This is a genomic window from Streptomyces sp. NPDC091281 (genome assembly GCF_044757425.1).
Taxonomy (GTDB): domain Bacteria; phylum Actinomycetota; class Actinomycetes; order Streptomycetales; family Streptomycetaceae; genus Streptomyces.
In genome coordinates this window covers 180,688-202,273 of sequence record NZ_JBIVUY010000004.1, presented here as the reverse complement: position 1 = coordinate 202,273, position 21,586 = coordinate 180,688, and the positions used below count along the sequence as shown (strand labels likewise).

At 73.6% G+C, this 21,586-nt stretch carries 21 protein-coding genes and 1 pseudogene; 10 read left to right on the top strand and 12 right to left on the bottom strand.

The window, feature by feature from the left end; genetic code table 11:
- Positions 1–51: 51 nt before the first annotated feature.
- Positions 52–717: a TetR/AcrR family transcriptional regulator C-terminal domain-containing protein gene (locus ACIQPQ_RS12470; RefSeq protein WP_401302949.1), complete on the bottom strand. Its 666-nt coding sequence runs from the start codon at positions 715–717 to the stop codon at positions 52–54.
- Positions 718–850: 133 nt separating this feature from the next.
- On the opposite strand from ACIQPQ_RS12470, the gene ACIQPQ_RS12465 reads away from it, so the two are divergent.
- The gene (locus tag ACIQPQ_RS12465) at positions 851–1,888 is read left to right on the top strand and encodes an NAD(P)-dependent alcohol dehydrogenase (RefSeq protein WP_401302947.1); all 1,038 of its coding nucleotides are present in this window, start codon (positions 851–853) and stop codon (positions 1,886–1,888) included.
- 99 nt (positions 1,889–1,987) lie between these two features.
- Here the strand turns inward: ACIQPQ_RS12465 and ACIQPQ_RS12460 are convergent, their stop codons facing one another.
- From ACIQPQ_RS12460 to ACIQPQ_RS12450, 3 genes and pseudogenes are all read right to left on the bottom strand, one after another.
- Positions 1,988–2,194, bottom strand: coding sequence for a DUF397 domain-containing protein (locus ACIQPQ_RS12460; RefSeq protein ID WP_401302945.1), 207 nt, complete (start codon positions 2,192–2,194; stop codon positions 1,988–1,990).
- A 2-nt stretch (positions 2,195–2,196) separates the two neighbouring features.
- Positions 2,197–2,319, bottom strand: a pseudogene (locus tag ACIQPQ_RS12455) (XRE family transcriptional regulator); the annotation flags it as partial.
- 165 nt (positions 2,320–2,484) lie between these two features.
- Positions 2,485–2,916 (bottom strand): VOC family protein, encoded by a 432-nt coding sequence (locus ACIQPQ_RS12450; protein ID WP_401302943.1) that lies wholly within the window; start codon positions 2,914–2,916, stop codon positions 2,485–2,487.
- A 388-nt stretch (positions 2,917–3,304) separates the two neighbouring features.
- On the opposite strand from ACIQPQ_RS12450, the gene ACIQPQ_RS12445 reads away from it, so the two are divergent.
- Complete coding sequence (locus ACIQPQ_RS12445) at positions 3,305–3,580, top strand: DUF1876 domain-containing protein (RefSeq protein WP_401303565.1); 276 nt, start codon at positions 3,305–3,307, stop codon at positions 3,578–3,580.
- Positions 3,581–3,644: 64 nt separating this feature from the next.
- Here the strand turns inward: ACIQPQ_RS12445 and ACIQPQ_RS12440 are convergent, their stop codons facing one another.
- The 4 genes from ACIQPQ_RS12440 to ACIQPQ_RS12425 all read right to left on the bottom strand — a co-directional run bounded on the left by ACIQPQ_RS12440 (position 3,645) and on the right by ACIQPQ_RS12425 (position 7,659).
- Positions 3,645–4,808, bottom strand: a complete 1,164-nt coding sequence (locus tag ACIQPQ_RS12440) for a serine hydrolase domain-containing protein (protein WP_401303563.1) — start codon at positions 4,806–4,808, stop codon at positions 3,645–3,647.
- 106 nt (positions 4,809–4,914) lie between these two features.
- The gene (locus ACIQPQ_RS12435; RefSeq protein ID WP_401303561.1) at positions 4,915–5,637 is read right to left on the bottom strand and encodes an energy-coupling factor ABC transporter ATP-binding protein; all 723 of its coding nucleotides are present in this window, start codon (positions 5,635–5,637) and stop codon (positions 4,915–4,917) included.
- 182 nt (positions 5,638–5,819) lie between these two features.
- A complete protein-coding gene (gene cbiQ / locus ACIQPQ_RS12430) occupies positions 5,820–6,581 on the bottom strand; it encodes a cobalt ECF transporter T component CbiQ (RefSeq protein WP_401302941.1) in 762 nt (253 codons plus the stop codon).
- 13 nt (positions 6,582–6,594) lie between these two features.
- Entirely contained in the window at positions 6,595–7,659 is a 1,065-nt protein-coding gene (locus ACIQPQ_RS12425; protein ID WP_401302940.1) for an energy-coupling factor ABC transporter permease, read from the bottom strand.
- 217 nt (positions 7,660–7,876) lie between these two features.
- Here ACIQPQ_RS12425 and ACIQPQ_RS12420 point away from each other — a divergent pair, with 217 nt between their 5' ends.
- Positions 7,877–8,257: an SsgA family sporulation/cell division regulator gene (locus ACIQPQ_RS12420; RefSeq protein WP_401302938.1), complete on the top strand. Its 381-nt coding sequence runs from the start codon at positions 7,877–7,879 to the stop codon at positions 8,255–8,257.
- Between the two features lie 106 nt (positions 8,258–8,363).
- Here ACIQPQ_RS12420 and ACIQPQ_RS12415 read toward each other — a convergent pair whose 3' ends face one another.
- From ACIQPQ_RS12415 to ACIQPQ_RS12400, 4 genes are all read right to left on the bottom strand, one after another.
- Positions 8,364–10,037: a penicillin-binding transpeptidase domain-containing protein gene (locus ACIQPQ_RS12415; RefSeq protein WP_401302937.1), complete on the bottom strand. Its 1,674-nt coding sequence runs from the start codon at positions 10,035–10,037 to the stop codon at positions 8,364–8,366.
- Positions 10,038–10,262: 225 nt separating this feature from the next.
- A complete protein-coding gene (locus tag ACIQPQ_RS12410; protein ID WP_401302935.1) occupies positions 10,263–11,888 on the bottom strand; it encodes a penicillin-binding transpeptidase domain-containing protein in 1,626 nt (541 codons plus the stop codon).
- 164 nt (positions 11,889–12,052) lie between these two features.
- Entirely contained in the window at positions 12,053–12,730 is a 678-nt protein-coding gene (locus ACIQPQ_RS12405) for a hypothetical protein (protein WP_401302933.1), read from the bottom strand.
- The gene (locus tag ACIQPQ_RS12400; RefSeq protein ID WP_401302931.1) at positions 12,721–14,571 is read right to left on the bottom strand and encodes a dolichyl-phosphate-mannose--protein mannosyltransferase; all 1,851 of its coding nucleotides are present in this window, start codon (positions 14,569–14,571) and stop codon (positions 12,721–12,723) included. Before ACIQPQ_RS12400 ends, ACIQPQ_RS12405 begins: the two co-directional genes overlap by 10 nt.
- Before the next feature lie 63 nt (positions 14,572–14,634).
- Between ACIQPQ_RS12400 and rsmI the strand changes: the two genes are divergently transcribed.
- The 7 genes from rsmI (at position 14,635) to ACIQPQ_RS12365 (ending at position 21,583) form a co-directional block, all read left to right on the top strand.
- Complete coding sequence (gene rsmI, locus ACIQPQ_RS12395; protein WP_401302929.1) at positions 14,635–15,531, top strand: 16S rRNA (cytidine(1402)-2'-O)-methyltransferase; 897 nt, start codon at positions 14,635–14,637, stop codon at positions 15,529–15,531.
- Between the two features lie 360 nt (positions 15,532–15,891).
- Positions 15,892–16,323: a hypothetical protein gene (locus ACIQPQ_RS12390; protein WP_401302927.1), complete on the top strand. Its 432-nt coding sequence runs from the start codon at positions 15,892–15,894 to the stop codon at positions 16,321–16,323.
- 50 nt (positions 16,324–16,373) lie between these two features.
- Entirely contained in the window at positions 16,374–17,270 is an 897-nt protein-coding gene (locus ACIQPQ_RS12385) for a TatD family hydrolase (protein WP_401302925.1), read from the top strand.
- A gap of 128 nt (positions 17,271–17,398) precedes the next feature.
- Positions 17,399–18,703 (top strand): ubiquitin-like domain-containing protein, encoded by a 1,305-nt coding sequence (locus ACIQPQ_RS12380; protein WP_401302923.1) that lies wholly within the window; start codon positions 17,399–17,401, stop codon positions 18,701–18,703.
- 327 nt (positions 18,704–19,030) lie between these two features.
- Positions 19,031–19,972 carry a 16S rRNA (adenine(1518)-N(6)/adenine(1519)-N(6))-dimethyltransferase RsmA gene (gene rsmA, locus ACIQPQ_RS12375; RefSeq protein WP_401302921.1) on the top strand — a complete coding sequence of 314 codons (942 nt, stop codon included), beginning with the start codon at positions 19,031–19,033 and terminating at the stop codon, positions 19,970–19,972.
- Positions 19,969–20,874: a 4-(cytidine 5'-diphospho)-2-C-methyl-D-erythritol kinase gene (locus ACIQPQ_RS12370; protein WP_401302920.1), complete on the top strand. Its 906-nt coding sequence runs from the start codon at positions 19,969–19,971 to the stop codon at positions 20,872–20,874. The genes rsmA and ACIQPQ_RS12370 overlap by 4 nt, the downstream gene beginning before the upstream one ends.
- A gap of 223 nt (positions 20,875–21,097) precedes the next feature.
- Positions 21,098–21,583 carry a hypothetical protein gene (locus ACIQPQ_RS12365; RefSeq protein WP_401302918.1) on the top strand — a complete coding sequence of 162 codons (486 nt, stop codon included), beginning with the start codon at positions 21,098–21,100 and terminating at the stop codon, positions 21,581–21,583.
- Positions 21,584–21,586 lie beyond the last annotated feature (3 nt).

The following is a 21,586-nucleotide window of genomic DNA, read 5'->3' as shown; positions in this document are numbered from 1 at the left end:
TCCGGGCTCCGGGGCTGCGTCCGGGTGCGCAGCCCCGGAGCCCGGAGCCACTCACACCACCCCCCTCCCCAACCCCTCCAACACCAGCTCCAACCCGAACCCGAACTCCTCCCCGTAGCTGTAACCCGGCTGCATGACATGCGCCGTTGCGATTTCCGTCAGGTACGGGTACTCGCCCTCCGTGAAGCCGCTCATGATGGAGTCGGCGAGGGCGGCGGTCTCCTGGGGGGTGCCGAAGGGGAGGGTTTTCTCCTGGAGGGCGAAGCCGAGGATGTAGCTGTCGAGGGCGGAGATCGCGTGCGCCGTCAGGGGCAGGGAGAAGCCGCCCTGGCGTAGGCAGCCGAGGACCGCGTCGTGGTGGCGGAGGGTCGCCGGGCCCGGCGTCGCGCGGGACGCCATCAGGCCGATCGCCCAGCGGTGCCGGGACAGCACCTCCCGCATGGAGTGGGCCCGCCGCCGCATCTCCTCCCGCCAGTCGGCCCCCGGCTCGGGCAGTGCGATCTCGGCGAAGACCAGGTCGACCATGCCGTCGAGCAGGTCTTCCTTGTTGGCGACGTGGTTGTAGAGGGACATCGCCTCCACCGCGACGGCCTCGCCGAGCTTGCGCATGCTGAGCCCGTCGAGTCCGCCCGTGTCGGCGAGGGCCACGGCGGCTCGCAGCACCGCCTCCCGCGTGAGCGTCTCGCGGGCCTGCTTCGGGGGCGTACGTCGGGTCACGGTGGGCGGCGCTTTCTGTCGCGGACGAACTCCTTGCGGCGTTGACGAGCTTACGCCGTAAGTGCTGTACTTACGGCGTAAGCAGGACACTTACGGTGTAAGCAAGCGAGCTTCAGGAACCGGGGCGGCCACCATGCGGAACACGAGCAAGGCGAGGAATAGAGCCGACGCGGCCACGGACGTGACGATGACCTCCGTCGTCCAGGACCGCTACGGCGCCGACCCCGAAGCCGTCCTGCGCACCGACCGCCTCCCCCGGCCGGACATCGGCCCGCACCAGGTCCTCGTGCGGGTGCGCGCCGCTGGCGTCGACCGCGGCACCTGGCACCTGATGGCCGGACTCCCCCTCGCCGTCCGCCCCGTGAGCGGGCTGCGCGCGCCGAAACTGCCCAACCCCGGTCGCAGCCTCGCCGGTGTCGTCGAGGCGATCGGCGCCGACGTGACCGGGTTCGCGCCCGGCGACGAGGTGTACGGCGCGGCGGACGCCGCGTTCGCCGAGTACGTGGCCGCCCGCCCCGACCGGATCGCCCCCAAGCCGTCCGGGCTGACCTTCGAGGAGGCGGCGGCCATGCCGATCAGCGCGCTCACCGCGCTCCAGGCGGTGTGCGACCAGGGCAAGGTGGGGGAGGGGCAGCGCGTCCTGATCACCGGGGCCGCGGGCGGCGTCGGCACCTTCGCCGTCCAGATCGCCCGCGCCCTCGGCGCCCGCGTGACGGCCGTCGCGAGCACGCCCAAGCTCGACGCCGTACGCGCCCTCGGCGCCGACCGCGTCATCGACTACACCCACGACGACTTCCTCGCCGGTCCGGAACCCTACGACGTCGTCATCGACATCGCGGGCAACCGCACCCTGCGCGACCTGCGCCGCGCCCTCACGCCCCGCGGCAGGCTCGTCATCACCGGCGGCGAGACCGACGGCCGCTGGCTCGGCGGCACCGACCGACAACTCCGCGCCCAGATGCTGTCCCCGTTCACCCGTCGGCACCTCGGCACGTTCATCTCCTCCGAACACGCCGACGGGCTGCGGGACTTGAGCGACCTCGTCGACGCGGGCACACTCCGCCCGGTCATCGACCGCGTCCACCCCCTCACCGAAACCGCCACGGCCGTACGCCGCCTCCTCGACGGCGCCGTAACGGGCAAGGTCGTTCTTACGCTGCCTGCCGGGTGACGCCGCGCTGTGCACACGCGGCGCCGACAGCGCTCATGACTGAGAGGGCCCCGTGTGCCGGAGCCCTCTCATCGGTTCGTGCGGGATGGTCTGTTGCTGTCAGTCCCCTTGAACCCTGAGCTGGGTCATGAACGCGCCCCAGGCGGGCAGTTCGAACAGCAGGGCCGGTCCCTCCGGGTTCTTGCTGTCCCGGACGGGAACGTTGCCCGCGACGCGCGCCACCTCGACGCAGTTGTTGTCTCCGCTGGAGTACGAGGACTTGAACCAGTCATAGCCTGTGAGGGAAGCGTTGTTGAGAGCAGACATGGTCAGTCCGTTTCGTTGATGTGCTGCCGGATGATGGACAGGGACTGTTCGACCGGGAGCGCTTCGGAGTTGAGCCGACGGAACAGCGCGGAGTAGAACTCCACCTGCTTCGGGTCTTCGTAGGATCTGCTGGAACTCGGTCAGCGTTGCGTCCGCAGCCCAGTACACCGTCGCCCCCCCGGTCGATCGACGAGGAATCACCCTAGTCGCGGGCTACGCCCGTGCGCAGGCGGAATCAGAAGCCTGGGACAGTCGATGATCCGTCCCGCCCCCGCCCCCGCCCCACCACCTCACGGCCGTACATAACTCCGCGTCAGCACCTCCAAGTTGTGTCCGTCCGGGTCTGCGAAGTACGCCCCCCGGCCGCCGAACAGCCGGTTGACGCGGCCGGGTTCGCGGTGGGTCGGGTCCGCGTAGTACGTGACGCCGAGGGTGTCGAGGCGGGACAGTGCCGCGTCGAACTGGGCCTCCGTCACCAGGAACGCCAGGTGCTGCGACTGCACCGGCTCGTCGCGGAGTTCGTAGAAGTCGAGGGTGACGCCGTTGCCGAGGTCGACCGGCAGGAACGGGCCGAAGGGGGCGCCCACCGACAGACCGAGGACCGCCGCCACGAACTCCGCGGACAGCGCGCGGTCACGGGCATGCACCACCACGTGGTCCAGCCGGGGGAGGGAGGTGGAGGAAGGGGAGGAGAGGGGTGAAGGGGAAGGGGAAGCAGGCATGGGAAGGCGGGCTCCGGGGGATGGGGATCGAGCCGTACGGGGGCGGGCGTGCGGACCGCGCGCCCTTTCCCGTACGGGCGGGAAGCTGGGGGCGTGGAGTCGCGCGGCGGGCCCCTCGCCCGCCCCTGCCTCACTCGGAGGCCGGGTGCCCCACTCGTGCGTGGCCCATGGCCGACCCGGTAGTCACCCGGCCGACGGTACGGGACGTCCTCCCGGCCCGGCAATCGGCTTTCGGCCGCGTCTCCCCGAGGACCACCCCGTCGACGCCGACCCCTTCCGCCACGCCCCCTTCCTCTGCCCCCGCCCCCTTCCCCTGCGTCCCCGCGCCCCCAGGCGCACCCTGGAGACAGGAGACCGATCTGCGCCGGGAGAGGTGACCGAGATGGACGTGACGCACACCGTCGTCGGATGGCATGTCGAGCTGGAGTTCGAGGAGGACGGGACGCACACCCACGCCGCCGCGCTGGTGCGGCTGCCCGACGGGACCGAGGTACGGGCCCACGGGCACGCCAGCCGCCACCGCATCGACCCTGATCAGCCCCGTGTCGGCGAGGAGATCGCCGGGGCCCGCGCCCTCAACGAGATCGCCATGCAGCTCCTCACCAAGGCGCACGGGGAGATCGACGACGCCTCCGGGAGGGTGTCCCACCCCATCCACGCGTGACACGGCTCAGCCGCACCCGCCCGCGCCCGCCAAGCGGCAGCCGCACCCAGCCGCCAAAAACCCCTCAGCCCAGTACGCCCCGCACCGCCCGTACCAGCGCCTGCGCGCGCGGGTCCGCCGTCACGCTCGTACGGAAGCCGTTGGTGACGTAGCCGAACGCGATGCCCGCCTCCGGGTCGGCGAAGCCGAGGGCGCCGCCGCGGCCGGGGTGGCCGAAGGATGCGGGGGACAGGAGCGGGGCGGCCGGGCCGTGCAGCATGTGGCCGAGGCCGTACCGCGTGTTCACGACGAGGACGCGGTCCGGGCCCGCCGAGCGTTCCACGCGCGCCGCCGCCACCGTCTCCGGGGTGAACAGCCGTCGTCCGCCGTCGACTTCGCCGATCAGCGCGGCGTAGAAGCGGGCTAGGCCGTCCGCCGTGGCGATGCCGTTGGACGCGGGCAGTTCGGCCGCCCGGTACGCGGGGTCGTTCTCGTCGGGCAGCGGGGTGATCGCGGCGAAGGCGCGGCGGGTGAGGGAGGCGGGGTCGGCGTACGCGTCCGCGACCGCCTGCTTGGGGCGGAGCCGCAGCGTGCCCGGACGGGTCGGTTCCGGGATCGGGCCCACGCGGCCGACCCGGGAGCGCTCGGCGTCCGGCAGGCCGAGCCAGAGGTCCGCGGCGACCGGGGCCGTGATCTCCTCCGCGATCCACGCGCCGATCGTGCGGCCGGTGACGCGCCGCACCAGCTCCGCCGTCAGCCAACTGAAGGTCTGCGCGTGGTAGCCGTGGGCGGTGCCCGGCTCCCAGACCGGGGCCTGCGCCGCCACGGCCGCCGCGCCGCGCGCGGGATCGGCGGCCTCGGCGGGCGTCAGCGGCCGGTCCAGCACCGGCACGCCCGCCCGGTGTGCCAGCAGGTCCCGTACGCGCGTACGCTCCTTGCCCGCCGTCTTGAACTCCGGCCAGTACGCCCCGACCGGCGCGTCCAGGTCCAGCTCGCCCCGCTGCCACAGCAGCAGCGCCACGGCCGCCGCCACGCCCTTGGTCGCCGAGCGCACGATCTGCGCGGTGCCCCGTTCCCAGGGCGCGGCCGAGCCCTGGACGTCGCGGTGCCCGCCCCACAGGTCCACGACCCGGTGCCCGTCCCGGTACACGGCCACCGCCGCGCCCCGGTCGCCGAGCGCCGTGAAGTTCCGTACGAAGGCCTCCCGGACCGGCTCGAAGCCCTCGGCCACCGTGCCGTGCACCGTCACCCCGGCGGGGCCCGCCTCGTCCGTCGTCACCGTCGCCGCCTCCCTGTCCGCCACCGCACACGTCTCCAGCCGTAGGCGGGAACGTTCCGCCCCGGCCGGGGATTCCTCACGCGCCCGCCGGCACCGTGCGCGGGTCAAAGCCGAACGGCAGCTCCAGGCGGTGGGCGCGCATCAGCGCCTCGTCGGCGAGCAGGTCCGCGGTGCGGCCGTCGGCGGCGATCACGCCCTCGCTGAGGATCAGCGCGCGCGGGCACAGCTCCAGCGCGTACGGCAGGTCGTGCGTGACCATGAGGACGGTGACGTCCAACGCCCGCAGGATGTCGGCGAGTTCGCGACGGGCGGCGGGGTCGAGGTTGGACGACGGCTCGTCGAGGACGAGGATCTCCGGCTCCATCGACAGGACGGTGGCCACCGCGACCCGGCGCCGCTGGCCGAAGGAGAGGTGGTGCGGCGGGCGGTCCTTGAACTCCGCCATCCCGACCTGCTCCAGCGCTCGGTCCACCCGGGCCTCCAGCTCCACGCCCTTCAGTCCGGCCGCCGCCGGTCCGAACGCCACGTCCTCCCGCACGGTCGGCATGAACAGCTGGTCGTCGGGGTCCTGGAAGACGATGCCGACGCGGCGCCGGATCTCCGCCATGTGCCGCTTGCCGACCGGCAGCCCGGCGACGGTCACCGTGCCCGCGCCGCCGGTCAGGATGCCGTTGAGATGCAGGACGAGGGTGGTCTTCCCGGCGCCGTTCGGCCCGAGCAGCGCCACCCGCTCCCCGCGCGCCACCGCGAAGTCCACGCCGAACAGAGCCTGGTGGCCGTCGGGGTAGGCGAAGGCCAGGCCGGAGACGTCGAGGGACGGGGGAGCGCCCTCCGGCGACGGCGACGGCGACGGCGACGACGGCGATGCCGATGGCGACGGCGCGTCGGCCCCCGGAATGGGCCCGTCGGCCCCGGAGACAGGTACGTCGGCCGCGGAGACAGACCCGTCGGCCCCGGAGACGGACTCCTCGTTCGGAACGGTCACAGCACCCATCCCATCACGCACACGCCGAGCGCGACGACCGGCAGCGTCATCGCGTACGACCACTGCGCGCGCGACGCGCTCACCTCGTCGATCACCGGCATCGACCCGGCGTACCCGCGGCTGACCATCGCCAGGTGCACCCGCTCGCCGCGCTCGTAGGAGCGGATGAACAGGGCGCCCGCGGTCTTGGCGAGGACACCCCAGTGCCGTACGCCGCGCGCCTCGAAGCCGCGGGACTCGCGGGCGATCTTCATGCGCCGCATCTCGTCGGCGATGACGTCGCCGTAGCGGATCATGAACGAGGCGATCTGGACGAGCAGCGGCGGCAGCTTGAGGCGTTGCAGGCCGAGGAGGAGTTCGCGGAGTTCGGTGGTGGAGGCCAGCAGGACCGACGTCGCGACGCCCAGGGTGCCCTTGGCGAGCACGTTCCAGGCGCCCCACAGGCCGCTGACGCTCAGCGACATCCCGAGGACCTCGACCCGCTCGCCCTCCGCCACGAACGGCAGCAGCACGGCGAACGCGACGAACGGCACCTCGATCAGCAGCCGCCGCAGCACGAAACCGGCGGGGACGCGGGCGGCGTACGCGACGGCGGCGAGGAGCAGCGCGTACAGGGCGAACGCCCAGACCGCCTCGCGCGGCGTCGACACCACGACGACCACGAACGCGAGGGCCGCCGCGAGCTTGGTGTGCGGGGGCAGGGCGTGCACGGGGGAGTGCCCGTGCCGGTAGAGCCTGTGCGCGTGCCCGGCGCCCATGACGAGGCCTCCGTCAGACGTTCTCGACGCTGGTCGGCGACGTGTCGGAGCCGTGGCGCCTGCGCACCGCCCAGAACACGCCGGTGCCCGCGACGACGGTCACGCCGACGCCGATGACGCCCGCGAGGCCGCCGGAGAGCCGGACGTTGTCGACGTCCTTGACGCCGTAGTCGGCGAGCGGGGAGTCGGCCGCCGCGTGGTCCTCGACCTTCTCGTCGATGCCCTTGTCGGCGGCGACCTTCTCCAGGCCGTCGGGGTTGGCGGAGGCGTAGAAGCTGACGAAACCGGCCAGCACCAGGGAGGCGGCCAGGCCGCTCAGCCACACCGCGCGGTGGGAGGTGCGGGCCGCGACCGGCTCCGCGGGGGCGGGCTCCGGCGCCGCGGCGGGCGCGTCGACCAGCTCGCCGTCGATCCGCAGCTGGAGCTTCTGCCGCAGGCCGCGCGCCCCGTACACCAGGTCGGGGCGGACGGCGATGACGGCGCCGACGGTGAGCGCGGTGATGACGGCCTCGCCGATGCCGATCAGCACGTGCACGCCGACCATCGCGGTGGCCACCTTGCCGATCGGCACGTCGGTGGTGCCGCCGATCCAGTAGATCAGCGTGAACGCGAGGGCCGCCGACGGCACGGACAGCAGGGCGGCGACGAAGGAGGCGGCGGTCACCGAGCGGCGTCCGCCGGGCAGCACCTTGAGCAGGCCGCGGAAGACGGCGTAGGCCACGACCGTCGTCACACAGGCCATGACGGTGATGTTGACGCCGAGCGCGGTGAGGCCGCCGTCGGCGAAGAGGATGCCCTGCATCAGCAGCACCACGGACACGCACAGGACCCCGGTGAAGGGGCCCACGAGTATCGCCGCCAGCGCCCCGCCCAGCAGGTGGCCGCTGGTCCCGGCGGCGACCGGGAAGTTCAGCATCTGCACGGCGAAGATGAACGCGGCGACCAGCCCGGCCAGCGGCGCCGTCCGCTCGTCCAGCTCGCGGCGCGCGCCGCGCAGGCTCACGGCGATGGCACCGGCCGCGACGACTCCGGCCACGGCGGAGGTGGGGGCGTTGATGAATCCGTCTGGTACGTGCACTGTTCGATAATAGTGGCCAGATGCGAACCCTTCGCAAGAGCGAGGAGCTTGTTCATGGACCTGTCATCCATCTGTTCATCGCACAGATGAGATGCCGGGCCGGACCACCGGCTCCAACGGGCGTACCTGGGAAAATATGGGACATTGGAGAAGGAGAGAGGAAGCGGGGGCGGACGCACGGTTTCCACACGGGTGACGCAGTGTGAGAGGGTCGGCCATGTCTGTAGTCGAACAGTACGCGCGAGCCCACATCGTCACGGACGCCGACCTCGTCGAGCAGGAGCGCGAAGCCGTCCCGGTCGTCCTGCGCTACGACCCCGAGGACGACCCCCGTACGGTCCGCGTCGGCATCCCCGGCATCCACGAGCCCGGCACCCATGAGCGCAGCATCGCCCGCGCCCTCCTCGAACAGGGGCTGCGCGCCCCCGCGGGCAGCGGCGAGGTGCGGGTCTGGCCCTGCGGGCGGGTGCAGGCGATCGTCGAGTTCCACACCGCCGAGGGCGTCTCGGTCGTCCAGTTCGAGTCCAAGGCCCTGCTGCGCTTCCTGCGCCGCACCTACACGGCGGCGGCCCAGCCGGTGAGCGGACCGGTCGCCTGAGGCGCCCTCCCCGCCCTGCCCCCGCCGGACCCGGCCCCGCCGACCGGCGCGTCCCCTCGGTCCCGCTCAGTGCCCCTCGATACTCCTGGGCACCCCTGGGTACCCCTCAGTTCCCCGCCTTCAGCAGCGCCGCGACCATCGGTCCCGCCGTCTCCCCGCCGTGCCCGCCCTGCTGGACGACGCCCGCGGCGGCGAGGTCGCCGCGGTAGGCGGTGAACCAGCCGTTGGGCTTCTTCTGGCCGTCGACCTCGGCGGAGCCGGTCTTCGCGCCGTAGTCCGGGCCGAGACCGGACATCGCCTGCGCGGCCGTGCCGTACGCGGCCGTGTAGTTCATCAACTCCCTCAACTGGGAGAGGGCGTCCGCCGACATGGTCCGACCGGCCCGCGCGAGGGCGCGGTCGTCGACCGAGGGGGCGACCAGGAACGGCTGGTGGAAGCGGCCCGACTTCACCGTCGCCGCGACGGACGCCATGTTCAGCGGGTTCATCCGCACACCGCCCTGGCCGATCAGCGAGGCCGCCATCTGGGCCTTGCTCTGCACGGGCACGCTGCCGTCGAAGGTGGGCACGCCGATCGCCCAGTCGTTGCGCGACAGCCCGAACACCTCCCGCGCCTGCCGCGTGAGGCTGTCGTCGTCCAGCTCCCCGGCCTGGCTGATGAAGGCCGTGTTGCAGGAGCGGGCGAAACTGGCCTTGAAGGTACCGTCCTTGATCTGGAACTTGTCGTCGTTCTGGAACTTCCAGCCGCCGTAGCTGAAGTACTTGGGGCAGGGGTGCGGCTTGTCGGCCGAGGCAAGGCCCTTCTCCAGCAGCAGCGAGGCGGTGATCACCTTCATCGTGGAGCCGGGGGCGAGGGAACCCTGGAAGGCCGTGTTGAAGTTCGGGTTGCTGTTGGCGACGGCGAGGATCTCCCCGGTCGACGCGCGGGTGAGGACGACGGAGGCGCGGGAACGGCTCGCGACCTGCTTCTCGGCGGCGGCCTGGAGATCCGGGTCCAGCGTCGTCTTCACCGTCCCCGCGGTGCCCTCGCTCAGCTCCAGCAGCGTCTTGTCGGAGGCCTTCCTCGCCTTCGACTCCTTGCCGCGCACCACGCGCAGTTCGACGCCCGCCGTGCCGCCGGCCTTCTTGCCGTACTTCTCGCGCAGCCCGTCCAGGACGGTGCCCAGCGACGGGTACGTCTTCGCGGACAGCTCGCCGCCGTCGCGGTCGAGGGCCTTCACGGGCGGGTCGCCCGCCTCGCCCGTCATCAGCCGGTCCCCGTCGGCGAGGTCGGGGTGCACGACCGAGGCGTGCCAGTCCACCAGCGGCTCGCCGCCGTCCGGGCCGCGCACCACGGTGAGCGCGCTGTCGTACGCCAGCGGCCTGCTCGTCTTCTTGTACGTCACCGTGCCCTTCACGGCGAACGGCACCTTGTCCCCGGCGCGGGCCTTCGCGGTGAGGGCGGTGCCGGTGACGCGGGCGTCCTTGCCGTACCCGGTGAGGAGGGCGGTCGCGGCCTTCGGGTCGTCGGTGGCCGCCGCGGCGGCGGCGACGTCGCCCTTCTGCCAGGCCGTCAGGAACGCCTGCGCGGTGCCGGTGACCTCCTTCGCGGAGAGCGGGCCGGTCTTCACGGCGGGTCTGCGCTCGGCGGCGGACGTTGAGCCGTCCTCGGCGGCGGCGCCCCCGCCGCCGTACAGCGCGTACCCGCCGAGGCCGACGCCGCCGACGACGACGGCGATCACGCCGCCGATCACGGCGGGCCGGTTGTTGCGTCGCTCGGCGACGCGCCTTCTCTTGCCCACGGTCCGCGTTCCTCCGCCATCCCCGGGGGCCGCCCGCGCCCCGCTGTCCCCATCGGTGAGGGCCCTGGAGCTCCCTCGGGTTCCTTCGAGTCCCCTCGGGTTCCCCGGAGTTCCCTCACCACCCCAACGACCGCGACCAGCCTAGAGTCCCCGGGGAGGGGGGTGACGTCAGGTGTGACGTCAGCCACGCCGGTGGGTCGGTTCCGGCCCGGCGGGCGGGCCGGGTCAGCCGCCCGCGCGGAGCACGGCGGCGACCAGCGGGCCCGCCGCGTCGGAGCCGTGGCCGCCGTCCTGGACCAGGGCCGCGGCGGCGACGTCGTCGCGGTAGCCGGTGAACCAGCTGTTGGAGGTGGCGTTGCCGTCGGTCTCGGCGGAACCGGTCTTCGCGCCGATCCGGCCGCCGAGCCCGGCCATCACCTGGGCGGCGGTGCCGCTGGTGGCGGTGCGGTTCATCATCGACCGCAACTGCTGCACGGTGCCCGGGGGGAGGCCGCGCGCCTTCGCCAGCTCCCGGCCGTCGAGGCTCTGCGGCACGATCACCGGCTGCCGGAACGCGCCCGTCATCGCGGTCGCCGTCACCGACGCCATGGTCAGCGGGTTCATCTGGACCTGGCCCTGCCCGATGAGCGCGGCGGCGGTGTCCGGGCCGCCGGAGGCGGGGACCGACCCGTCGAACGTCGGCACGCCCGTGTTCCACACCGGCCCGATGCCGAAGCCGTCCCGCGCCTCGGCGGTCAGGGTGTCCACCTTGAGGTCGTCGGCGTACTTCACGAACGCCGTGTTGCAGGAGCGGGCGAAGCTCTCGGAGAGGGTCGCCTTCTCGTTCGGGTCCAGGCCCCGGAGGTTGTGGAAGGTCTGGCTCTGCCAGGTCGCCTCGGGCGGGCAGGGCGCCGGGCCGTTCGCGGTGGTGATGCCGTGGTCGATGAACGCGGCGGCGCTGACGATCTTCATCGTGGAGCCGGGGGCGGCCTGCCCCAGGAACGCGGCGTTCCAGCCGTCCGTGCGGTTGTTGGCGACCGCCAGCACCTCCCCGGTGCTGGGCCGCACGGCGACGACCGACGACTGCGGGTACTTCATGACGGCCTTCTCGGCGGCGGCCTGGGCGCGGGCGCTGAGCGTGGTGGGCAGCTTGCCCGCCTTGCCTTCGACGATCGTGAGCAGCGGGGTGTCGGCGCTGCCCTCCTCCGCGTGGCGCACCACCATCTCCACGCCCGCGACACCGCCCGCCTTCTCGCCGTACTTGGCGCGCAGCGCGTCCAGGATCGGGCTCAGGGACGGGTACTTCTCCTTGGTGACGACGCCGCCGTCCCGGTCCACGGCCTCGATCGGGGGCGCCTTCGCCTCCGCGGTGACGAGGGTGTCGTCCATGCCCTTCAACGCCGGGTGCACGACGGCCGGCCGCCAGTCGATCAGCGCCTTCCCGGTGGTGACGCCGCGCACGACGGTCAGCCGGCTCGCGTAGGAGAGCGGCTTGCTCTTCCCGTCGTACGACACCGTGGCCCGTACGGTGAACGGCACCGTGGCCCCGCTCGCCGTCCCCGGTGTGATCTTCACGCCGGTGATGCGGGCGGACTCCCCGTACGAGGTGAGCAGCGGGCCCGCCTTGGCCGAGTTGTTGGTGAGGGCCGCGGCCGTCGCGGGATCGTTCTCCTCCCACGCGGCGAAGAAGTCCCGGCTGACCCGCTTCACCTCCCCGTCGGTGGGCGGCCCGCTCTTGCGGACCTCCGCCTCCGCCGCCCCCGGGTCGCCCCCGTTCACCGCGTCCACGAGGTTGAACGCCCCGTACCCGGCCCCGCCCACCATCCCGGCGAACACCACCCCGACGACCGCCGCCTTGGCCCCCTTGCGCATACGTGCACCCTCCCCGTTTCCGTCCCCGCACTGTATGCGTCACGGGCGAAAACTGGGCCTGCTGTTGCCTTTTGTTGGCCGAACCGCAGTCGGTGGGCTGACCGAAAAGGGGGTCGAGGATCACATACGTGGACGAGCGGGGCCCGCGTGGGGTTCCTCCGCCCTCAGAACCGGTCCGTCAGATCGGCCAGCAGGTCGCAGTGCGGGTCGTCCGGGGAGGGGCGCAGGCGGCCGGGCTCCTCGACGAGGGAGGGCAGGGCGGCGAGGAGGGCGGTGGACGGGCTCTCGGCGAGGGGGACGTCGGCACCGAGGACACCGGGGCCGTCGGTGGGCCGGACGTACAGGCGCAGCAGACCGTCGTCACGCATCAGGAAGCCCACCAGGAACGGGTCCTCGGCGTCGGCGGCGGGCTCCGCGAGCGCCCGCACCGCGGTCAGCGCGCGGCCCGCCGCGGGCTCCGGGTCCGCGACGATCCGCTCCGGGTGCAGCCGGATCAGCGTCATCCCCATGACCTCGCCGACGTCGCTGCTGCTGTGGAGCCGCCGACCGGTCAGCACGGCCCGCAGCAGGCCCGGCAGGGCGTACGTGCTCACCGCGCCGTGGGGGATCTCGTAGAGGAAGTCCACCGCGTCCTTCCTCTTCCCCACCCGTACGGCGACGCGCACGGCACCCGGAGCGGGCAGCACACCCCGCAGCCGGCAGCGCGGGGCCAGCCGACCGTTCAGGAAGTACAGCAGGCGGCGCGTGACGCTCGCCTGCTCCTCGTGGTCCTCCTGGTCCTGGGGGGCCTCGTGGTCCTGGGTGCCCGGCGCGGGCGGCGGCTCCCCGGGCGCTACACCCACGTGTCCAGCCACATCCGGGCCCGCCAGTCGTCGATCGGGATGGCCTGGCCGGTGTAGAGGGGCCAGAAGTAGATGAAGTTCCAGGTGATGAGGAGGACCAGGACGCCCGCGGCGGTGGCGCCCGCGACTCTGCGGGTGTCCGTGGAGCCGGGGCGGCCGACCAGGGCGCCGAGGAGCATCGCGACGGCCAGGCAGAGGAAGGGGAGGAAGACGACGGCGTAGAAGAGGAAGATCGTGCGTTCCTGGTAGAGGAACCAGGGGAGGTAGCCCGCCGCGATGCCGCAGAGGATCGCGCCCGCGCGCCAGTCCCGGCGGAACAGCCAGCGCCACAGGACGTAGAGGACGGCGAAGCAGGCCGTCCACCACAGCATCGGGGTGCCCAGCGCCAGGACCTCCCGCGCGCACTTCTCGCCCGCGTCCATGGGGCAGCCGTCCGTGCCGGGCGCCGGGGACTCGTAGAAGTACGACACCGGGCGGCCCTGGACCAGCCAGCTCCACGGGTTCGACTGGTAGGTGTGCGGCGAGGTGAGGTGGGTGTGGAAGTCGTACACCTCGTGCTCGTAGTGCCACAGGCTGCGCAGCCAGTCCGGCAGCAGCCAGGACCAGGTGCCGCCCTTGCCGTCACCGGCCGCCCAGTTGCGGTAGTAGCCGCCCGAGCCGTCGGTGGGGGAGAGGATCCAGCCCGTCCAGGAGACCAGGTAGACGGCGAGCGCCACCGGCACGGTCGACAGGAACGCCAGGCCCGTGTCCCGCCTCAGCACCGCCCGGTACGGGTGGCGGGCCCCCGCGACGCGGCGCGCGGCCACGTCCCACACCACCGTCATCAGGCAGAACGCGACCATGATGTACAGGCCGTTCCACTTGGTGCCGATCGCCAGACCGAGCATCACGCCCGCCGCCCACCGCCACGGCCGCCATCCCAGGCTCACGGTCTCCGCGACCAGCGCGTTCGGCCGCACCCGGCCGTCCGCGTCCACGGGCAGCGCCGCCGCGAGCCGGGCACGCGCCCGGTCCCGGTCGGCCAGCAGGCAGCCGAACGTCGCCAGCACGAAGAACATCAGCACGCCGTCGAGCAGCGAGGTGCGGCTCATCACGAAGTGCAGGCCGTCCACCGCCATCAGCGCGCCCGCCAGGCAGCCGAGGAAGGTGGAGCGGAACAGCCGCCGCCCGATCCGGCAGAGCATCAGCACGGAGAGCGTGCCGAGCAGCGCCGTCATGAACCGCCAGCCGAACGGGTCGAACCCGAAGAGCAGCTCGCCCAGCCCGATGACGTACTTCCCGACCGGCGGATGCACCACGTACGCCGCGTCCGACGGGATCGGCAGATGCCCGCCCGAGGACAGCACCAGGTCGTTGGCGTTCTTGTCCCAGTTGACCTCGAAGCCCCGGTGGACCAGCGCCCACGCGTCCTTCGCGTAGTACGTCTCGTCGAATATCACCGCCTTCGGGCTGCCGAGGTTCCAGAACCGCAGCACCCCCGCCACCAGCGTCACCAGCAGCGGCCCGAGCCAGCCCGACCAGCGGTTCACCCGGTCGGCGAGCGTGGGCGGCACCCCGAGCGCCTGCCACAGCCGCGACCCCGGCACGGCGTACGGCGGCACCAGCCGCTCGCGGACGTCGGCGGCCGGCGCGGGCGTGTGGCCGAACCGGCGCAGGCGGTCCGGCCAGGACGGCCGCCGGTCCTGCGGCGCCGGGTCCCGGCCGTCGGCTGCGCCGTGGTCCGAACCGTCGTACGGGCCGTCGTGCGAGCCGTCGTGCGGGCGGCTGTCCCGGCCGTGGTCCGTGGCGCGCGGGGAGCCCGTGGAGCCCGTGGAGTCCGTCGAGGACGCGGTACTGGTCACCGCGCCATCGTAGGGAACCCGTCTGTGGGAGTCCCGTGTCTCTCCCCCTGCGAGGATGGAAACGTGACAGATACGCCCGCCCGTCCCGCCGCCCACGGCTCCTCCGCCCTCCCGCCCGGCGTCCTCGTCCTCGCCGGCACCCCCATCGGCGACGTCGAAGACGCGCCGCCCCGGCTCGCCGCCGAACTGGCCGGCGCCGACGTCATCGCCGCCGAGGACACCCGGCGGCTGCGCCGCCTCACCCAGGCGCTGGGCGTGACCCCCAAGGGCCGCGTCGTGTCGTACTTCGAGGGCAACGAGTCCGCCCGCACCCCCGAACTGGTCGACGCCCTCCTCGGCGGGGCACGCGTGCTGCTCGTCACCGACGCGGGCATGCCGTCCGTGTCCGACCCCGGCTACCGGCTGGTCGCCGCCGCCGTCGAGCAGGACGTCCGCGTCACCGCCGTGCCCGGCCCGTCCGCCGTCCTCACCGCGCTCGCCCTGTCCGGGCTGCCCGTCGACCGGTTCTGCTTCGAGGGGTTCCTGCCGCGCAAGGCGGGCGAACGGCTCACCCGGCTGCGCGAGGTCGCCGAGGAACGCCGCACCCTCGTCTACTTCGAGGCCCCGCACCGCCTCGACGACACCCTCGCCGCGATGTCCGAGGTCTTCGGCGCCGACCGCCGCGCGGCCGTCTGCCGCGAGCTGACCAAGACGTACGAGGAGGTACGGCGCGGCCCGCTCGCCGACCTGGCCGAGTGGGCCGCCGAGGGCGTACGCGGCGAGATCACCGTCGTCGTCACCGGGGCGCCCGTGCGCGGACCGGAGGAGTTCGGGCCGGAGGAACTCGTACGGCGGGTGCGGGTGCGGGAGGAGGCCGGGGAGCGGCGCAAGGAGGCGATCGCGGCGGTCGCGGCGGAGGCGGGGGTGCCGAAGCGGCAGGTGTTCGACGCGGTGGTGTCGGCGAAGCACTCCGAGGGTTGAGCGGGGGGCGCGGGGCGGGGCGGTCGGGCGCGGGTGCGGCGGCGGGTGCGGGTGGGTGGGGGCCGGTCGCGCAGTTCCCCGCGCCCCTGAGGCGGGGGCCTGCGGCCCCGCCACCTGCTCGGGGCGGGGGTATGTCCTCGGCGCGGTAAAGAGTTGACGTCGTCGGCAAAGCCCAGGCGTACCGTGTGCACCGCTTCGGCAAGGAAGGGCCAAATCGGGTCCAACAGTCGGCAGGAGTGCTGCGTCCGGGCGGGCCGAGCAGTCCACTGGACTCAGGGACGCACCCGTCCCTCGCCTCCACGGGGTTCCGGGGGGAATCCGTACCCGGAGGCGTCTGACCAGCGGACAACAGGAGCTGGCATGAGCGAGATGTCGGGGCAGACCGGACTGCGGGCGGCGGGCACCCCCGTCGTGCACGAGTCGTACTCCTTCGCCTGCATGCGCTGCGGGCACGGCTGGGAACAGTCGTACGAGATCGAACACCACCGGGACCGTGACGGACACGAGTTCGTCGTCTACGTCGCCGACGGCCGGATCGTGCCGTCGCCGCTGAGCCGGCCGGGATGCCAGAACTGCGACGGGCACCTCGTGCGCATCATGCGCGCCGGACAGGTCTCCTCGGTGCTCAGCGCGGCCCGTACGCCCCGCGGGACGGCCACGCCCGGACAGACGCCCGACGGGACCGACAGCGCGGGCGACGGCGCCCAGGACCCGGCGGAGGTCCCCGGCCCCCGGCCGCACCACTGGCACCTCTCCGACCTCCTCCACCCCTTCCAGCGCAAGGCGAGCTAGGCCGCAGAGCGGGGCGTTCGGGGGTCGGCCCCTTCCGTAGGATCGGGGGCATGCCTTCGAACGCCGACCGCACGGGCCGCTCCGACAAGAACGCCGCGCCGCCGCTCCCGGCCCCGCTGCGGGTGGCGGTCGCCGACTCGCACACCCACCTCGACATGCAGGCGGGCACGGTCGAGGAGGGCCTCGCCAAGGCGGCCTCGGTCGGGGTGACCACGGTGGTCCAGGTCGGCTGCGACGTGAACGGCTCCCGCTGGGCCGCCGAGACGGCCGAGGCGTACGCGAACGTCCACGCCGCCGTCGCCCTGCATCCCAACGAGGCGCCGCGCATCGTGCACGGCGACCCCGACGGCTGGTCCCGGCAGGGCGCGCGGCCCGGCGGCGGCGCGGGCGCGCTCGACGAGGCGCTCGCCGAGATCGACCGGCTCGCCGCGCTCCCGCACGTCAAGGGCGTCGGCGAGACCGGCCTCGACCACTTCCGCACCGGCCCCGACGGCAAGGACGCCCAGGAGCACTCCTTCCGCGCCCACATCGAGATGGCCAAGCGGCACGGCAAGGCCCTCGTCATCCACGACCGCGACGCCCACGCGGACGTGCTGCGCATCCTCAAGGAGGAGGGCGCGCCCGAGCGCACCGTCTTCCACTGCTACTCCGGCGACGCCGAGATGGCCGAGGTGTGCGCCCGCGCCGGGTACTTCCTGTCCTTCGCGGGCAACGTCACCTTCAAGAACGCCCAGCACCTGCGGGACGCCCTCGCCGTCGCCCCCCTGGACCTGGTCCTGGTCGAGACGGACGCCCCCTTCCTCACCCCGGCGCCCTACCGCGGCCGCCCCAACGCCCCCTACCTCGTGCCGGTCACGGTCCGCGCGATGGCCGCCGTACGCGACCTCGACGAGGACACCCTCGCGACCGCCCTCGCCGCCAACACGGCCCGCGCGTTCGGTTACTGACGGGCCCGGCCGAACATTCCGGCCGCCTCCTCGAACAGCACTCCGCGTAGCCGCGTCGCTTTGGAGAGTGACGGGCGCTCCGCTAGGTTCTGGGGGCCCGAATCCGGACCCCTGGGGAGCGTGTCGGCGTGAGCGATGTGAGAGACCTGCACAGCGCGGAGACCCTGGCGTACGGGACGTACCCGCCGCCGCCCGGCCCCTACGGCGACCCCTACCGCCCCGGCCACGGGACGGCCCCCGCGCCCACCCCCACCCTCGTCGCCCCGGCGCCGCCGGGCCTGCCCCGCCAGGCCGACGCCCGGCCCGCCACGGGGCGGCGGGCCGACCGGCGCCGGGGCGAACGCCCGGACTCCGCCGTCCGCCGCCTCCTCCCCCAGGCCCTCGTGGTCGCCTTCCTGGCGGGCGGGACGACCGCGTTCGTCGCGAAGGACAAGGCCGTCGAACTCACCGTCGACGGCGCGCCCCGCACCCTCCACACCTTCGCCGACGACGTGGGCGAACTCCTCGCCGAGGAGGGCGTACGCCTCGGCGCCCACGATGTCGTCTCACCCGCCCCCGGCACCGGGCTGACCAGCGGCGACGACATCGAGGTCCACTACGGCCGCCCCGTACGCCTCACCCTCGACGGCGAGCGGCGCGACGTGTGGACGACGGCGCGGACCGTGGACGAGGCGCTGCGGCAGTTCGGCGTACGCGCCGAGGGCGCCCACCTCTCCCTGGCGCGGTCGGCGCGCATCGGGCGGGCCGGGCTCGCGCTGGACGTCCGCACCGAGCGGGCGGTGACGGTCGTCGCCGACGGCCGGGCCCGCGTGGTGCGCACCAACGCCGCGACCGTGGAGGAGGCCGTCCAGCAGGCCGGGATCACCCTGCGCGGCCTGGACACCACCTCCGTACCGGCGGAGAGCTTCCCGCGCGACGGGCAGACCGTCACCGTGCTGCGGATCACCGGCGGCCAGGAGGTACGGGAGGAGCCGGTCGCGTTCGCGGTACGGCGCGTCGAGGACCCCTCGCTGTTCAAGGGCACCGAGGTCGTCGAGCGGGCCGGGCAGGTCGGGCTGCGGCGGATCACGTACGCCCTGCGCACCGTCAACGGCGTCCGCCAGCGCCCGACCCGGCTGCGCACCGAACTCGTCCGCGAGCCGCGCCCCCAGCTGGTGAAGGTCGGCACCCGCGCGATGCCGACCTCGGTGAGCGGCGCCGACCACCTCGACTGGCAGGCCCTCGCCGCCTGCGAGTCCGGCGGCCGCCCGCACGCCGTCGACCCCTCCGGCACCTACGGCGGCCTCTACCAGTTCGACACCCGCACCTGGCAGAGCCTCGGCGGCACCGGCCGCCCCCAGGACGCCCCCGCAGCAGAACAGACGGTCCGAGCGAAAAAGCTCTACATCACCCGAGGCGCGTCCCCGTGGCCCCATTGCGGGGCACGGCTGTAGCCGCGGCCTTGAGCGCCGCTGAGCGTCCCACCCCCCTTGGGGGCGCGGGGAACCGCGCACAGAGCGGTGGTGGGCCAGGCCTCACAACACCGGCCGGGGTGACCCCGGCACCTTGGGGGCGCGGGGAACCGCGCACAGGGCGATGATCGCCCAGGCATTACGACCCCGGCCGGGGCGACCCCGGCATCTTGGGGGCGCGGGGAACCGCGCAGCACCGGCACGGACCAGGCACCCCCGGAGGGGAACCGCGCACCGCACCGGCACAGACCAGGCGCCCCCCACCCCGGCAGGGGAAACCGCCCCCCAACCCCCCGTACCCTTGACCCCGTGACCAGCCCCACCCCCGACTCCCTCCTCGGCCCCGCCGACATCCGCGACCTCGCGGCCACCCTCGGCGTACGCCCCACCAAGCAACGCGGCCAGAACTTCGTGATCGACGCCAACACGGTCCGCCGTATCGTCCGCACCGCACAGGTCCGCCCCGAGGACACCGTCGTCGAGGTCGGCCCGGGGCTCGGCTCGCTGACCCTCGCCCTCCTGGAGGCCGCCGCCCACGTCACCGCCGTGGAGATCGACGACGTCCTCGCGAGCGCCCTCCCGGCGACGATCGCGGCCCGTATGCCCGACCGCGCCGCCCGCTTCGCGCTGGTGCACTCGGACGCCATGCAGGTGACCGAGCTGCCGGGCCCGCCCCCGACCGCGCTGGTGGCGAACCTGCCGTACAACGTCGCCGTGCCCGTCCTGCTGCACATGCTCGACACCTTCCCGACCATCGAGCGCACCCTCGTGATGGTGCAGTCGGAGGTCGCCGACCGCCTCGCCGCCCCGCCCGGCTCGAAGGTGTACGGCGTCCCGTCGGTGAAGGCGAACTGGTACGCCGAGGTCAAGCGCGCGGGCGCGATCGGCCGGAACGTCTTCTGGCCCGCCCCGAACGTCGACAGCGGCCTGGTCGCCCTCACCCGCCGTACCGTGCCGCTCGCCACCACCGCCTCCCGCCACGAGGTCTTCGCGGCCGTCGACGCGGCCTTCGCGCAGCGCCGCAAGACGCTGCGCGCCGCGCTGGCGGGCTGGGCCGGTTCGGCCGCCGCCGCCGAGCGGGCGCTGGTCGCGGCCGGGGTCTCCCCGCAGGCCCGCGGCGAGTCCCTCACTGTGGAGGAGTTCGCCCGCATCGCCGAGCACAAGCCCGCCGAGCCCACCGGCCCGGCGGACGGCACCGACGGCACCGGGCCCGCCGCCCGCACCGAGAACCAGCAGGAGAGCGCCGAGTGAGCGTCACCGTCCGGGTGCCCGCCAAGGTCAACGTCCAGCTCGCGGTGGGCGCCGCCCGCGCCGACGGCTTCCACGACCTCGCCAATGTCTTCCTCGCCGTCGGCCTCTACGACGAGGTCACCGTCACCCCCGCCGACGGCCTGCGCGTCACCTGCACCGGCCCGGACGCCGACCAGGTCCCCCTGGACGGCACCAACCTGGCCGCCCGCGCCGCGCTGGCCCTCGCCGAGCGCCACGGCCGGACCGCCGACGTCCACGTCCACATCGCCAAGGACATCCCCGTCGCGGGCGGCATGGCGGGCGGCAGCGCGGACGGCGCGGCGGCCCTGCTTGCCTGCGACACCCTGTGGGGCATCGGCGCCTCCCGTACCGAACTGCTCGACATCTGCGCCGAGTTGGGCAGCGACGTGCCGTTCAGTCTGGTCGGCGGCGCCGCCCTCGGCACCGGTCGCGGCGAGCGCCTGACCCCGCTGGAGACGGGCGGCACCTTCTCCTGGGTGTTCGCGATGGCCCCGCGCGGCCTGTCCACCCCGGCGGTCTTCCACGCGTTCGACCGGCTCGCCGAGGGCCGGGACATCCCGGAGCCGGTCGCCTCCCGCGACCTCCTCGACGCGCTCGCCAAGGGCGACCCGGACGCGCTCGCCGCCGCCGTGAGCAACGACCTCCAGCCCGCGGCGCTCTCCCTCTACCCGGAGCTGGCCGACACCCTCGCCGCGGGCCGCGCCGCGGGCGCCCTCACCACCCTCGTCTCCGGTTCCGGCCCCACCACGGCGTTCCTGGCCCGCGACCCGGAGGCCGCCGCGCGCATCGCGGACGCCCTCGCCGCGTCCGGCACCTGCAAGACCGTGCGCGTGGCGTCCGGACCCGCGCCGGGCGCGACGGTGGTGGCGCGGCAGCCGTAGCGTCACCGCCCCGGGGTCACCTGGGTCCACCCGATGAGCGGGCCGGTCACACCGGCCCGCTCATTGTTTTTCCGCGCCTCGTGAACCTGTCCGGGAAAGGTCCCGTAGACGGCATCAGAAGGCACACGCAGACGCCTTCCGGGGGGTCGACGGCTCAGTGGGAGCCATGCCTCTCCCGCACCGCCGAACGACACGTCCCCCTATTCAGGAATTCAGGAGAGTCATGCGTACCCGAGCCGTCCTGCTGGCCGCCGTCACCACCCTTTCCCTTTTCTCGCTCGCCGCCTGCGGGGGCGGTGACGAGAAGAAGGCGGAGGATTCCGCGGCCGGAAAGCCCGTCGGTGCGAAGAAGGTCGCCGTGAAGGTCGCCGACACGGACCTCGGCAAGATCCTCGTCGACCAGGCGGGCCGCACCCTGTACGGCTTCACCAAGGACAAGGAGGGCGTCAGCGCCTGCTCCGAGTCCTGCATCGCCGTGTGGCCCGCGCTGACCGCCGAAGGGAAGCCGACGGCCGGTGACGGCGCGGAGGGAGGCCTCTTCCGCATGGTCAAGCGTGCCGAGGGCGCCCAGCAGGTCGCCTACAAGGACTGGCCGCTCTATTACTACGCCGGAGACGAGGTGCCCGGCGACCTCAACGGCCAGGGCCTCGACGAGGAATGGTTCGCGGTCGCCCCCGACGGTTCTCTCGTGAAGTCACCCGTCGCCTGACGC